The 13514-nt window shown below is 64.6% G+C and carries 12 protein-coding genes; 6 read left to right on the top strand and 6 right to left on the bottom strand.

Annotated features, from left to right (window positions below):
• Nucleotides 1-4: 4 nt before the first annotated feature.
• Entirely contained in the window at nt 5-517 is a 513-nt protein-coding gene (locus LAN37_13280) for a methylated-DNA--[protein]-cysteine S-methyltransferase (GenBank protein ID MBZ5648182.1), read from the bottom strand.
• A 177-nt stretch (nt 518-694) separates the two neighbouring features.
• Here LAN37_13280 and def point away from each other — a divergent pair, with 177 nt between their 5' ends.
• Both def and fmt read left to right on the top strand, forming a co-directional pair.
• Nucleotides 695-1204 carry a peptide deformylase gene (def, locus tag LAN37_13275; protein ID MBZ5648181.1) on the top strand — a complete coding sequence of 170 codons (510 nt, stop codon included), beginning with the start codon at nt 695-697 and terminating at the stop codon, nt 1202-1204.
• A gap of 33 nt (nt 1205-1237) precedes the next feature.
• Nucleotides 1238-2170 carry a methionyl-tRNA formyltransferase gene (gene fmt, locus LAN37_13270; GenBank protein MBZ5648180.1) on the top strand — a complete coding sequence of 311 codons (933 nt, stop codon included), beginning with the start codon at nt 1238-1240 and terminating at the stop codon, nt 2168-2170.
• Between the two features lie 4 nt (nt 2171-2174).
• Here the strand turns inward: fmt and LAN37_13265 are convergent, their stop codons facing one another.
• A complete protein-coding gene (locus LAN37_13265; GenBank protein ID MBZ5648179.1) occupies nt 2175-2882 on the bottom strand; it encodes a PASTA domain-containing protein in 708 nt (235 codons plus the stop codon).
• 90 nt (nt 2883-2972) lie between these two features.
• On the opposite strand from LAN37_13265, the gene LAN37_13260 reads away from it, so the two are divergent.
• On the top strand, nt 2973-4313 hold the full coding sequence (locus LAN37_13260; GenBank protein ID MBZ5648178.1) for an aspartate aminotransferase family protein: 1341 nt from the start codon (nt 2973-2975) through the stop codon (nt 4311-4313).
• 45 nt (nt 4314-4358) lie between these two features.
• Here the strand turns inward: LAN37_13260 and LAN37_13255 are convergent, their stop codons facing one another.
• Nucleotides 4359-6584, bottom strand: coding sequence for a PBP1A family penicillin-binding protein (locus tag LAN37_13255; protein ID MBZ5648177.1), 2226 nt, complete (start codon nt 6582-6584; stop codon nt 4359-4361).
• A 186-nt stretch (nt 6585-6770) separates the two neighbouring features.
• A complete protein-coding gene (locus LAN37_13250) occupies nt 6771-7994 on the bottom strand; it encodes a S41 family peptidase (protein MBZ5648176.1) in 1224 nt (407 codons plus the stop codon).
• Nucleotides 7995-8252: 258 nt separating this feature from the next.
• Between LAN37_13250 and LAN37_13245 the strand changes: the two genes are divergently transcribed.
• The 3 genes from LAN37_13245 (at nt 8253) to LAN37_13235 (ending at nt 12548) form a co-directional block, all read left to right on the top strand.
• Nucleotides 8253-9479: an ABC transporter permease gene (locus LAN37_13245; protein MBZ5648175.1), complete on the top strand. Its 1227-nt coding sequence runs from the start codon at nt 8253-8255 to the stop codon at nt 9477-9479.
• A 2-nt stretch (nt 9480-9481) separates the two neighbouring features.
• A complete protein-coding gene (locus LAN37_13240; GenBank protein MBZ5648174.1) occupies nt 9482-10744 on the top strand; it encodes an ABC transporter permease in 1263 nt (420 codons plus the stop codon).
• A gap of 154 nt (nt 10745-10898) precedes the next feature.
• Nucleotides 10899-12548: a cobalamin-dependent protein gene (locus LAN37_13235; protein ID MBZ5648173.1), complete on the top strand. Its 1650-nt coding sequence runs from the start codon at nt 10899-10901 to the stop codon at nt 12546-12548.
• On the opposite strand, the gene LAN37_13230 is transcribed toward LAN37_13235, so the two are convergent.
• Both LAN37_13230 and LAN37_13225 read right to left on the bottom strand, forming a co-directional pair.
• Nucleotides 12541-12909 carry a hypothetical protein gene (locus LAN37_13230; protein MBZ5648172.1) on the bottom strand — a complete coding sequence of 123 codons (369 nt, stop codon included), beginning with the start codon at nt 12907-12909 and terminating at the stop codon, nt 12541-12543. The genes LAN37_13235 and LAN37_13230 overlap by 8 nt on opposite strands.
• Nucleotides 12902-13477 (bottom strand): hypothetical protein, encoded by a 576-nt coding sequence (locus LAN37_13225; protein ID MBZ5648171.1) that lies wholly within the window; start codon nt 13475-13477, stop codon nt 12902-12904. Before LAN37_13225 ends, LAN37_13230 begins: the two co-directional genes overlap by 8 nt.
• Nucleotides 13478-13514 lie beyond the last annotated feature (37 nt).

The raw sequence follows: 13514 nt of genomic DNA, 5'->3' as shown, positions 1-13514 counted from the left end.
CTCTTCAGGGAGGAAGGAGATCGAGGGTGCGAGGCAGGGCGCCTTCCAACTGGAGCAGGGCGCGCTTGACGTCGAGGCCGCCGCCGTAGCCTCCGAGGGAGCCGTCCGAGGCCAGCACGCGATGACAGGGCACGACGATGGCCACGGGATTGTCGTGGTTCGCCATGCCCACAGCCCGGAAGCCGCGCGGGCTCCCCACCCGGCGCGCCAGTTCGGCGTAGGTGATGGTTTCGCCGTAGGGGATCTCCCGCAGCGCGCGCCAGCAGCGCAGCTGGAAATCGGTTCCGTGCAGGTCCAGGGGCACGGTGAAGCGGCGGCGGCGCCCGGCGAAATACTCGTCCAGCTCGCCGATCGCCGCTTCAACCTCGTTCCTGGATCGCACCCAGGTATCCCCCGGGCGGCGGCGCGGCTGCAGGCGCCCGCGCTCGAACTCGAGCGCGGCCAGCCCGCGCGAGGTCGCGCCCACGATCAGCGGCCCGATGGGCGACCCGTAGCGTGCATAGAACACCTCGCTCATCCCCATGAGCGTAGCATCCGGGCGCCCGGGCCGGAACACCTCAGCGGCTCACGACGCCATTGCCATGGTTCCGGCGCATGCTTTAGTTTGGAGGGTTGGATTCCCGGGTGCGGAAGCCGGCAAAACGGCCGGCGCTCCGCGGGACCACCTGGGCAGGAAGCCAGAGCATCGAACAGGATGATCTACCCCATCGTGAAACTCGGCGATCCGGTGCTGGAAAAGCCGTCTGAACCGATCACCGTCTTTGATGACCAGTTGCGCAAGCTGGTGGACGACATGTTCGAATCCATGTACGCGGCGCACGGCGTCGGCCTGGCGGCTCCCCAGATCGGGGTCTCGAAGCGCCTGGTGGTGATCGACGTCACATTCAAGGAGGATCCAAGCGCTAAACTCGTACTGGTCAACCCGGAGATCGTCCACCTGGAGGGCAAGCAGCGTGGCCAGGAAGGCTGCCTCAGCATTCCCGAGTTCCGCGAGCAGGTCACGCGGGCCCGGCGAGCCACGGTTCGAGCGCAGGACGCGGAAGGCAATTGGTTCGAGAGGTCGGGCGAGGACTTGCTGGCACGGGCCTTTCAACATGAGACCGACCATTTGAACGGACGGCTCTACATCTCGCACATCAGCGCCTTGAAACGTGACCTGATGAAGCGCAAGATCCGCAAGCTGGTCCGCGCAGGAGAGTGGTGATCCTTCGACTCCGGTAGAAACGGCGGGCAGGCGATGGACCTGGTGTTTTGCGGCACACCGCAGTTCGCGGTGCCAACGCTCGAAGCGCTGGTCCGGGAAGGATTCCGCGTCCGCTTGGTCGTTACCCAACCCGACCGGCCGAGCGGGCGCGGGCAGGAAATCGCCGCCCCGGCCGTCAAGCGGATGGCCCAGTCTCTCGGCCTGCCGGTGATCCAACCCGACAAGATCAAGAACAACGAGGAATTCCGGGCTCAATTGGCGCAGCTTGCGCCGCGCGCGATCATAGTGGTCGGCTACGGCCGGATCATTCCCACGTGGATGATCGAGCTGCCGCCGCTGGGCAACATCAACCTGCACGCCTCTCTGCTGCCCAAGTATCGCGGAGCCGCGCCCATCCAGTGGGCCATCGCTTCCGGTGAGACGGTGACCGGCAATACCACCATGCGCATCAACGAGGGCCTGGACACAGGGGACATCCTGCTCCAGGAGGAAATGCCCATCGCGCCTGGGGACACTGCCCTCACGCTGGCGCCCCGGCTGGCCGGCGCCGGCGCCCGGTTGGTGGTGGAGACGCTGCGCGGCCTCGAGGCCGGACGCATCCAGCCCCGGCCGCAAGACGATTCGAGCGCGACCTTGGCGCCGATCCTGAAGAAAGAGGACGGGGTCATCGATTTCCAGCGTCCGGCGGCCGAGATCGTGAACCGGCTGCGTGGCTTCCAGCCCTGGCCGGGCGCCTACAACAGCTTCCGGGGCAAGAACCTGGTGGTGCACACGGCGCATGCTGCCCAGGAAAAGCCCGTGCCGCCGGGCGAGCTGCATGTCGAACGGGCTCGGCTGCTGGTGGGCTGCGGGGCGGGTACGGTGCTCGAGATCGTCGAGCTTCAACTCGAGGGCAAGAAGCGCATGTCGGCGCAAGACTTCATTCACGGATACCACCTGAACCCAGGCGAGCGGCTCGGCGGTTAAGCCCCTACTTCGCCACTTCGAGGCTGACCGCCATCCCTGGCGTGACCCGCTGTCCGGGCGGAGGCGATTGTTTCAGGATGGTGGTGGGCACACCGCCGTTCGCGGCGCCAGTCACTGTACCCAGCTTCAGCCCTGCCTGCTGGATGGCCTGCGCCGCCTCGGCCAGACGCCGGCCGACAAGGTTGGGCATCACGTAGGCTTGGGCTTGCTCGGGCACGCCGACCAGCAGGTTGATTTTCGGCGACGTGACGGTGGCGGCGTTGGGCGGAGGCGACTGGGCGACAACCACGTCCGCCAGGGCCTGGGGGATGTGCGCCATCGCGACCTCGCCCACGTCCAGGCCGCGCCGGCGAACGTTGATCTCGGCGGCGCGTGGGCTTTGCCCGACCAGGTCGGGGATCACGGCGCGCTGCGGCCCCAGGCTGACCGCGACGCGCATCTTCCAGCCGCGGCGCACGTGGATGCCCGTCGCCGGCAACTGCGAAACGATGTGCCCCTCCGGTACGGTGTTGCTGTAGAAGCGGCTCTCGGCCTCCAAAAGCAGACCGTTCGCGGAGGTGATGCGCTCCGCCTGCTCCACGCTCAAACCAACCAGCTTGGGAACCGCAACCTCACGCCCATGGATGGCCAGGCGCATGGCAGTCATGGCCGACACCAGCATCACCGTCAGCAGCACCAGCGCCATCAGCACGTAGCGGAAGAAGCGTCGCATCGCTCTGATTTAACCACAGTGCCCGCACCCAGGGTTTAACATATAGGCTTTGCCAGCAACGGCGGCCTGCCGCCGAAAGGACGCACTCACATGTCGAAGCGCGAAGAACTCATCCGCAAGCAGAAGGAATTCATCTTTCCCTCGGTCTCGACCTTTTATTCCGAGCCGCTGGTGCTCGACCGCGGGAACATGCAGCACGTGTGGGACATCGACGGCCGGGAGTACCTGGACTTTTTCGGCGGCATCGTGACCGTGAGCGTCGGCCACTGCAACCCACGGGTCACTTCCAAGCTGAAGGCGCAGGTGGACAAGCTGCAGCACGTCTCCACCAGCTTCGTCACCGAGCCGATGGTGGCGCTGGCGGAAAAGCTGGCCTCCATCGCTCCCCGCGGCATCAAGAAGTCGTACTTCACCAACAGCGGCACCGAAGCCAACGAGACCGCCGTCCAGATCGCGCGCATGCACACCGGCAACTACGAGCTGGTGGTGCTGCGCCACGGCTACAGCGGCCGCTCCTCGGTGGCGCGCGCCATGACCGGCATGAACACCTGGCGCAAGGCGACGCTCGAGGTCGGCATCGTGCACGCCATGAACCCGTACTGCTACCGCTGCCCCATGGGGCTGAAGTATCCCGACTGCGGCGTGGCCTGCGCCAAGGACGTGGAGAACGTCATCCAGACCTCCACCACGGGACGCATCGCGGGCTTCCTGGCCGAGCCCATCCAGGGTGTGGCCGGGTTCATCACTCCGCCGAAGGAGTATTTCAAGATCGTCTTCAACATCGTGAAGCAGTACGGCGGCGACTTCATCGCCGACGAGGTGCAGACCGCCTGGGGCCGCACCGGCCACAAGTGGTGGGGCATCGAGCACTGGGAGGTCGAGCCCGATATCCTCACCTCGGCCAAGGGCCTGGCCAACGGGCACCCGGTCGGCCTGACCATGGCGCGGCCGGAGATCGCCGACTCCTTCCAGGGCCTGACCATCTCCACCTTCGGCGGAAACCCGGTCACGTGCGCCACCGCGAAGGCGGTGATCGAGGTCATGGAAGAGGACGACCTGCGCACCAATGCGGCCATCGTCGGCGGCTACTTCCGCCAGAAACTGGAAGAACTCCAGGAGAAACACAAGCTCATCGGCGAGGTGCGCGGCATGGGGCTGATGCAGGCGCTGGAACTGGTCGAAGACCGCGACACCAAGCAGCCTTCGCCGGCGGGCACGAACGCGGTGCTCGAGGAGTGCCGCAAAGCGGGCCTGCTGGTGGGCAAAGGCGGGCTCTACGGCAACGTCATCCGCATGTCGCCGCCGCTGAACATCACCAAGGGCGACGTGGACGAAGCCCACCGGATGCTCGACCAGGCATTCGCCGCGGTCGAGGCAGCTCGTTCGAAGGCTGCCGCCAAGGTGGAACCGGCGACTGCCGGCGCACGCTAGTCAGACATGTTGGCATGGCCGGCTGGTGAAGGGTGAGGTGCGCACTCAGTGCGCTTCGCCGTCTCCGGGAGAAACATCCGGCGTGTCGAGCTTGACGGAGATGTTGCGCGGGATCTCCGGCGGCCGGGCGAAGTCTTCCTTGTCGTGGCCGACCAGGGCGACCTTCATGAACTGCATCCAGATGGGCAGCGCGGCCATCGCGCCCGTCTCCCTGTTGCCCAGCGTTTTCTTCTCGTCGAAGCCCACCCATACGCCGCAGGTGATCGAAGGCGAGAAGCCGATGAACCAAGCGTCGGTGAAATCGTTGGTGGTGCCCGTCTTGCCACCCAGGGGATGCTTCAGCGCTGTGGCCGCGTACCCGGTGCCGTGCTGCACCACCCCCTCCAGCAGCGACACCATCACGCGCGCGGTCTGGGCGCTGATGACGTCCTTTACCTCAGGATAGTCCTCCTCCAGCACGCGCCCGTCGTAATCGGTGACCTTGCGGAGGTAGCGCGGGGTGACGCGGACGCCGTCGTTGGGAAAGGTGCTGAAGGCGGCGGTCTGCTCGTACAAGGTGATGTCGGCGGCGCCCAGCGCCAGCGGCAGCACCGGCGGCAGCGGTGAGGTGATGCCGAAGCGCCGTGTGTACTCGATGACCTTGTCGATCCCGATCTTTTGCTCCAGCTTCAGCGCGGGAATGTTGCGCGAGAACGCGATGGCGCGCCGTAGGGTGATGTTGCCTTCGAACTTGCCGTCGTAGTTGTGCGGCGTGTACGGGCCAGAGGCGGTGGAGAAGGTGATGGGGGCGTCGAGGACGACATCGTCGGGCGAGCCGCCGTTGTCCATCACCGCCGTGTATAGATAGGGCTTGAACGACGAGCCCACTTGGCGCAGCGCCTGGGTGGCGCGGTTGAACTTGGACTCATCGAAATCGCGCCCGCCGACCATCGCCTTGATGTCGCCGGTGGAGTTGTCGATGGCCAGCAGCGCCCCTTGCGCGCCGGAATCCTGCTCCAACTGGACCTTGGCGGCGCCGTCCGCCGTGAGCGCCACTACTTTCAGGTACGCGATGTCGCCCACGGATAGGATCTCGATCGGCCTCTTGTGGGCGGTCCACTTCATCTCCGCGGCGGTGATGGCGCCGGTGTAGCGTCCCAACTTCACCGTCGCCGCCTTATCGCTAACGGCGGTGACGAGCGCGTGCACATAGCCATTGGTCTCGATGGGCTGTTCCCAGTCTGGATTGTCGTAAGCGTCGAGTGCGATGCCCAGCGCTACCACGTTCTTCAGGCGGCTTTTCCATCCGTGGCGGCGTTCGTAGGCGGCTACGCCGTCGAGCACGGCCTGGTTGGCGGCCTTCTGCAGATCCATGTTGAGTGACGTGTACACGCGCAGGCCGCCGCTGTGCACCTCGTCGCTGCCGTACTTCTTCTCCAGATACCGGCGGACTTCCTCGACGAAGTAGGGCGCCAGCCAGTTGGTACCCGTCTGCACGTTGAGCTTGAGCGGGGCCCTCTTGGCACGCTCGCCCTCCTGCTTGGTGATCTTGCCGTCCTCGACCATGTTGTCGATCACCAGGTTCCGCCGGCGGAAGCAACGGTCGGGATTGTTGATGGGGGAGTAGTAGCTCGGCGCCTTGGGCAGGGCCGCCAGCATCGCCGCTTCCTCCAGCTTGAGGTCCTTGGCGTGCTTGTTGAAGTAGTACTGGGCGCCGGCCTCGAAACCGTACACGCCGTGCCCGAGGAAGATCTGGTTGGAGTACAGAGTGAAGATCTGCGGCTTGGTGAAGCGCCGCTCGATCTGGATGGAGAGCATGATCTCCTGGAGCTTGCGTCCGTAGGTGCGGTCGGCGGTGAGGAACAGGTTGCGGGAAAGCTGCATGGTCAGCGTCGACGCACCTTGCGCCTTGCTGCCGGCCACGATGTCCTTGTAGGCCGCTCCCAGGACGCGCCCGAAATTGATGCCCCAGTGCTTCTCGAAATCCTTGTCTTCGGTGGAGATGACCGCGTCGCGCAGGACCTTGGGAAAATCCTCGTAGGAAGCGATGACGCGCCGCTGGAGCGCGAACGAGCCGATCACGCGGCCCTGGTCGTCGTACAGTTCGGTCACGGAGCTGGGGCGGTAACGCTCCAGTTCGGTGACCTGGGGCAGGTCGGTGGTGTAGACGATGAGCAGGCCCGCCGCCGCGCCCAGGACAGCCGCGGCCAGCATCATGAGCGCAAAGACCACCCGGCCGACGTACTTCCGTCCGCCGACACTGACTGGGGGAAGATCCGAATAAAGCGCCATGGCCTGCTTCGCGGAGAGCTGGATTCAGAATACACCAGTACTCAGTACTCGGTACCCAGTACTCAGAGGCGTATTCGGGAGGTGCGTGCAGCCCATCCCGTTCAGTCACAGCGGCCCACACAATAGAGAAGGCCGCAGTCACCCGCGGCCTCACTTGGTACTGAGTACCGAGTACTGAGTACTTCTTTAGGCTTTCACCTGCTTGGTCTTCAGCAGTTCGATGGCACGGTGGAGCTGTTCGTCTTCCTTGTTCGTCTTGCGTTCTTCGGACGGATTCGGCTCCGTCTCCGTGTCGTCGGGCAGGACAGCGTCGTCGTCCTGGTCGGCGACCAGGACGTTGGGTGTCACCGCGGTGTCCTGGATGGCCTTGCCGTTGGGGCTGTAGTACTTGGCGATCGATAGGATAAGCGCCGAGCCGTCGGGCAGGTTGATCAGGTTCTGCACCGAGCCGACGCCAAAGGTCTTGTCGCCGACCACGTCGCCGCGAGCGTTCTCCAGAACCGCGGCAGCCACGATCTCCGCCGGGCCGGCGGTCCCGCGGTTCACCAGCACCGCCAGCGGCAAGGTCGGCAGGTTGGTGATGGCCTTGGCCGGATCCGCGTCGAAGGTCTTCCGCGGATACTTCTGCCCCTGGATGTAGGTGATGACCCCGTGGTTCAGGAACAGGTTGGCGGTGGCGATGCCCTCGTCCTCCTCGCCCATGGCCACGTTGCGCAGGTCGAGGATGAGCCTCTTCGCGCCACCCTTCTCCAGTTCTTTGATCCTGGAGGCGATCTCCTGCGCCTTGCCCTTGTTCAGGGCGTTCACTTTGATGTAACCGATACCGTCCTCGAGCATCTTGTCGGTGGCGGGCGGGACGGTCACGATACTGCGCGTGATGGTGATCTTCTGCGGCTCCACTTTGCGCGTGCGCACGATGGAAAGGTTCACGTTGGAGCCCGGCTGGCCGGTGAGCAGCGTATGGATCTCCGCCAGGGACATCTCGCGCGTGCTGCGGCCCTCGATGGCCTCGATGATGTCGGCTTTCTCGACCCCCGCCTTGTCGGCCGGCCCGCCGGGGATGGTCGAGATCACCGCCGCGTAGCCGTAGCGCTTGGAGACGGCCGCGCCGATGGTCCCCTTCCCGTCCGCTCTGTGCTCTTTGTAATCCTTGTACTGGGCGGGGTTCAGGTAGCTGGAGTTGGCGTCCAGCGACTCCAGCAGCCCGTGCAGGGCGCCGTCGGTGACCTTGGGGATGTCGGGGTCCTCGACGTACTCGGTGCGGACGCGGGAAAGCACTTCGCTGTATACGCCGAGCTGGCGGTATGCGCCATCGTTGGTCGAGGCCTTCGCACCCAGCCCTCCCCAGATGGCGAACAACACGACGGCTACCGAAACGCTTAGGATTGTGATCTTCAGGCTTCTTGACATCGGGAAATGATCTTTCGAGGGTGGTCCCCTGGTACCACGATTATAACCCGCTGCCCGGTCGCTCCGGACGTGTTCTTATAGACGCCCCGGGGGGCCGATGCGTTGCATTCATTTTTTCGGGGGACTTCGGCGCCGTGGGGCGGTTCGGCCCTCAGACCACGCTCTCGTGCACGGTTGAACCGGCCCGGCTAAGATGAGGGAAGTATCCCTTTGGGGACATGGCCCTGAAAAAGTCCAAGCCGAGCGCGAGGTCCGCCCGTGTCCCGGCTTGAGGACATCCTGGGGCAGAGCGTGGAAGCGTTGCGGGCGCACAAACTGCGCGCCTCACTGACCATCCTCGGCCTGATGATGGGCGTGGCCACGCTGATCACGGTCATGACCATCGTCCAGGGCGCCAACGTGTACGTCGAGAGCAAGATTGCCAACCTCGGCACCGACGTCTTCCAGATGGCGCGCACCCCCTTCGTGGTCACCGACTTCGAGCAGGTGATCAAGGCGCTGCGCTACAAGCGCATGGAGGTGGACGACCTGCGCGCCGTCAGCGAGCGCTGCCATACCTGTCTCCTGGTCGGCGCCTCCGCCAGCACCTCGCTCCATGTTCGCTACAGGGGCAAAGAACTGCAGGACATCAACATGATCGGCCACACCGCCAATATGGCCTCCATCGACACGCGCACGCTGGAGCTGGGGCGCTATTTCAGCGACTCGGAGGACCGGCAAATGACCAGCGTGTGCATCATCGGCCAGTCGCTGGTGGACGAGTTCTTCCCCGGGATGAACCCGATCGGGCAGACGCTGCGCGTGGGCAACGAGGAATTCCGCGTCATCGGGACCATGGAGCGGATCGGCTCGGTGCTGGGCCAGGAACAGGACAACTTCCTCATCGTGCCGCTGCGCACCTATCTGCGGCAGCTGGGAACGCGTTCCAGCCTCACCATCAACGTGAAGACCGCCGGCTCCGGGGCGGCGTTCGACCAGGCCATGGACGAGGCGCGGCTGGTGCTGCGCGGACGCCGCCACCTCCAGCCCGAGCAGCCGGAAGACTTCTTCATCGGCACCAAGGAGAGCTACATCTCTCTGTGGAAGTCCATCAGCGGCGCCTTTTTCGCCGTGTTCGTGATGGTGAGCTCGATCTCGGCGGTGGTCGGCGGCATCGTAATCATGAACGTCATGCTGGTGAGCGTGACCGAGCGCACCAAGGAGATCGGCGTGCGCCGCGCCATGGGCGCTACCCAGCGCGACATCCGCCGGCAGTTCCTGCTGGAGAGCGTGCTGCAATGCATGATCGGCGGCGCGGCCGGCATCGTGGGCGGCTTCGTGTGCGCCGTCGCGCTGCGCAATTTCACCTCCTTCCCGGCCTCGGTGCAGACTTGGGTGGCGCTGCTGGGGCTGTTCCTCAGCTCGGCGATCGGGCTGTTTTTCGGCATCTACCCGGCGACCCGCGCCGCACGGCTCGACCCCGTCGAAGCCTTGAGGGCTGAATAGCGATGACGCGCGCGGAACTCAAGGAGAACCTGCTGAACGCACTGGCCACGCTGCGCGGGCACAAGGTGCGCTCCGGCCTGACCGTGCTGGGCATCGTCATCGGCGTGACCTCGGTGATCTCGGTGGCCGCCATCATCCAGGGACTGAATCTCTACATCCAGCAGCGAGTCGAATCGTTCGGCTCTCGCACGTACTTCATCTCGCGTTTCCCCTTCGGCCAGCCCTTCAACCGGCTACCAGAGCGTTTGCGTTCCCGCAAGTATCTCGAATACGAATACGCGCCGTACCTGCGCGAGTCGTGCCCGTCGATCGAGATCGCGACTCCCTTCACCACGCGCGCGTTCTTCTTCGGGCAGCCCGTGGTGAACGAACTGCACGTGGGCAATAACCGCGTGGAGCGTGTCATCTTGCGCGGCGCCGAGCCCGAATACGTGGACGCCATCCCACTGTTCGCCGTCAACGAGGGCCGGTTCCTCTCCCGCTTTGACGAAGAGCACTCGCGCGATGTCGTGGTCCTGGGGGCCGGCATGGCAGATTCTCTCTTCCCCCACACCGACCCCGTGGGCAAAACCGTTCACCTCAACGGCCGCCAGTACGACGTCATCGGGGTCTTTGAAAAGGACCCCGGCCTGTTCGGAGGCCCGGGCGTGGACATGTTCGCGGTGATCCCGCTCTCCAATTTCCGCAAGAACTATCCCGAGTCGAAAGAGTTGCTCATCGCATTCACCGTCCGCAAGGGCGGCGACCCGCAGCATGCCGCGGACGAGGTGACAGAAGCCATGCGCCGCCTGCGCCGCCTGCATCACGGCCAGGAGAATGACTTCGAGGTGATTTCCTCCGACTTCCTCACCCAGCTCTGGAACCAGCTCACGGGCGCGCTGGTGATCCTGACCGGCATCATCAGCTCGGTGGGGCTGCTGGTCGGCGGCATTGGCGTGATGAACATCATGCTGATCTCGGTGACCGAGCGCACCCGGGAGATCGGCGTGCGCCGCGCCATCGGCGCGCGCAAGTCCGACATCCGCGTGCAATTCCTGCTGGAATCCGTGCTGCTGACCGGCACCGGCGGGGCGCTGGGGATCGTACTCGGGATCCTGGTCGCCACCGTCGTGCGTAACGCCTTCGCTTCCGTGCCCGCCACCGTCTCCCTGTTCTGGGTGGTCGCCGGAGTGGCGATGTCGGTGGGAGTCGGGCTCTTCTTCGGCTCCTATCCGGCGAACCGCGCCGCCAACCTCGACCCCATCGTGTGCCTGCGGTACGAGTGACTCCGCGCTAAGTCCGAAACGTCCTATCCACCATGTTCCGCATTTGTAATCTTTTTGTAATCCTGGTCACTCGTCACAGCCAGGTGTGTCGAGTGCCACTTAGCATTGCAGGCACGGTGCGCTGCTCCTCTCCTCGCAGCACCTCCGAGAGACTATGGAACCTCATCCCAAGGGCACGAAAGCCCGCATTCTTCTTTCCGGCGTGTTCGGGCCTTATGCCCGCGACGACGAATTCGGCAGCCGCACCATCAACCCGATGGAGCTCTTCCAGAACCAGGTGACGCGCGCCCAAGGCGCCTTCTCCCTGCGCATGTTCCACCGCTCCTGGGGGATCATGATGATCCAGGAGAACATCTCCGCCCCCTGCACGGTTCTGGATTTCCCCACGCGCGAGCGGTTCGCCGAGGAGCTGAAGCGCGAGCAGTACGACGTTGTCGGCATCAGCTCCATCATCATGAACGTGTGGAAGGTGCGGGAGATGTGCCGCATGGTGCGCGAACTCTCGCCGGGCACCACCATCCTGGTCGGCGGCCACGTGGCCGCCATCCCCGGCCTGGAGCGCATGATCGACGCCGACCACATCGTGAAAGGCGAAGGCATCGCCTGGATGCGCGAATACCTCGGCGAGGACCCGCGTGCCCCCATCCGCCATCCGCACATCGTCTCCGCCTTCGGGGTGCGCGTGATGGGCCTGCCCGATCGCCCGCGGCCGGGGCGGACCGCCGCCACTTTCATCCCCTCGGTCGGCTGCCCCATGGGCTGCAATTTCTGCACCACGTCGGCATTCTTCGGCGGCAAGGGCAAGTCCGTGGATTTCTACGAGACCGGCGACGAGCTCTTTCACGTGTTGTGCGAGATCGAATCGGCGCTCCACGTGCAGTCGTTCTTCGTCATGGACGAGAACTTCCTGCTCAACCGGACACGCGCGCTCGAGTTGCTGCGCCGGATGAAGGAGCACGGCAAAGCGTGGGTCTTCTATGTCTTCTCCTCCGCCAACGCCATCCGCAAGTACTCCATGCAGGAACTGGTCGAGTTGGGGGTCTCCTGGATCTGGCTGGGGCTGGAATCGCCGCGCTCCGGCTACTCCAAGCTGAACGGCACTGACACCATGGCGCTGGCCCGTGAACTGCACGCGCACGGCATAAAAGTTCTCGGCTCGACCATCGTCGGCATGGAGCACCACACGCCGGAGAACATCCGCGACGAGATCGAGTACGCCGTCTCCCACGACACCGACTTCCACCAGTTCATGCTCTACACGCCCATCCCGGGTACGCCTCTCCACCAGCAGATGAAGGAAGAAGGCCGGCTGCTCGAGGACATGGACCCGGCCGATATCCACGGCCAATTCAAATTCAACTTCCGGCACGCCTCCATCTCGCGCGATGATTCCAAGCGCTTCCTCGACTGGGCGTTCCTGCGCGACTTCGAGCGCAACGGTCCCAGCCTCTTTCGCGTATGCAAGACCATGCTCGAGGGCTGGAAGCGCTACAAGGACCATCCCGACGCGCGCGTCCGCCGGCGATTCGAGTGGGAGGTCAGGGACCTGAAGGCGACCTACGCGTGGCTGCTATGGGCGATGGAGAAGCGCTTGAAGAAGAGCAATCGCTCCGTCAGCGAGCAGATCCATTCCCTGCGCCGCGACCTGTCGAAGGAGTTTGGAGTGCTGCGCACGCGCTTCCTGGCGGCCGTGATCGGCCCCATCCTGCTCTGGGCCCACAAGCGCGAGGAGAAGAGACTGGCGGCGGGAGTGACTTACGAACCGCCCACCATCATCGAGCGCCGCAACTGGGCCTCTACCTAGAGGACGCCAGCGCCGACTCGACCCGCTGCAAGAACGAGTCCGATAATTCCTCGTCCCGGATCTGGTCGTCATCAAGGAATAGCGGGCACAGCCGCTCGGAGGAGTTCAATAGGAACATGAATTCCTGGGTGGGATGGTCCCGCTGAATGCGTTTCCAGGACCCCATCTCACCTCTCATCCCCGAACCCATGCTGAGCAGCACCAGGCGATACCTGGCGTTTTCCCACGGGTATTGCAGGCCCGCCAGAGTGCTGATCGTATCGACGGCGTAGCCCTGCGTGGCCAGCATGAGGGCACGAAGCGTTCGCGTGTTCTCATTGTCGTCCACCAGCAGGATGGTGGGCGCGAGCTGCTTACTCACGCGGGCTGTCTTTTTCCGCCTGGCGCACTGCCTCGCCAAAGGAATGCTGCGCGGATCCGCCGTTGGTGGGAATCGGCGGGGGCACGCCGCGCCCGCGGCGCAGGAATGTCATCCGCCAGGCGGCTTCCAGCAATCGTCCCCGCCCGGGAAGTCCGTCGCAGGTCCTCTCGATCAGCGCGTGGAGTTTTTTCGCAGGATCGGCCGCCCCGTCGTTCCCCGACTCATGTTCCGGGAGCGGCTTCGAGGCCAGGTACGATGGCTTGCCCACGAAGAAGCGGATGGACTGCTCCGGCCTTTCTTCTTTCATGTCCGCGTGAAGCTTCAGCGCTGCCTGACGATCGCGAGGCAGATTGATCAGCACCAGGTCGTAGGGCGACTCTCGCAGCAGCAGCCGCGCCTGGGCGGCGTCCGTCGCGCAACACACATTGATCCCCATCCGCGTCAGGCTCGCCAGGCGCAGCTTGCGCTTCCCCGGGTCGGTGTCTACGAGCAGCACGCGGTTGTTGTCGACGTGAACGGGGTCTGCCACTGGCAGGGGCTCGGCGAGTGCTTCTTGCATCTTCATCATGAGATCCTCGTTTCCCGAATGGTGACGGCCTGGACCT

The organism is Terriglobia bacterium (assembly GCA_020073495.1).
Classification (GTDB): domain Bacteria; phylum Acidobacteriota; class Terriglobia; order Terriglobales; family Acidobacteriaceae; genus JAIQFD01.
Note: the sequence above shows the minus strand (reverse complement) of the source record. Positions and strands in the feature narration are given on the sequence as shown.

What these genes read in the sequence shown, in the direction of transcription:
- LAN37_13250 (MBZ5648176.1), bottom strand. Translation starts at nt 7,994, where the DNA reads ATGTCAAGAAGCCTGAAGATCACAATCCTAAGCGTTTCGGTAGCCGTC.
- LAN37_13240 (MBZ5648174.1), top strand. Translation starts at nt 9,482, where the DNA reads ATGACGCGCGCGGAACTCAAGGAGAACCTGCTGAACGCACTGGCCACG.
- LAN37_13260 (MBZ5648178.1), top strand. Translation starts at nt 2,973, where the DNA reads ATGTCGAAGCGCGAAGAACTCATCCGCAAGCAGAAGGAATTCATCTTT.
- LAN37_13265 (MBZ5648179.1), bottom strand. Translation starts at nt 2,882, where the DNA reads ATGCGACGCTTCTTCCGCTACGTGCTGATGGCGCTGGTGCTGCTGACG.
- LAN37_13255 (MBZ5648177.1), bottom strand. Translation starts at nt 6,584, where the DNA reads ATGGCGCTTTATTCGGATCTTCCCCCAGTCAGTGTCGGCGGACGGAAG.
- def (MBZ5648181.1), top strand. Translation starts at nt 695, where the DNA reads ATGATCTACCCCATCGTGAAACTCGGCGATCCGGTGCTGGAAAAGCCG.
- LAN37_13225 (MBZ5648171.1), bottom strand. Translation starts at nt 13,477, where the DNA reads ATGATGAAGATGCAAGAAGCACTCGCCGAGCCCCTGCCAGTGGCAGAC.
- fmt (MBZ5648180.1), top strand. Translation starts at nt 1,238, where the DNA reads ATGGACCTGGTGTTTTGCGGCACACCGCAGTTCGCGGTGCCAACGCTC.
- LAN37_13280 (MBZ5648182.1), bottom strand. Translation starts at nt 517, where the DNA reads ATGAGCGAGGTGTTCTATGCACGCTACGGGTCGCCCATCGGGCCGCTG.
- LAN37_13235 (MBZ5648173.1), top strand. Translation starts at nt 10,899, where the DNA reads ATGGAACCTCATCCCAAGGGCACGAAAGCCCGCATTCTTCTTTCCGGC.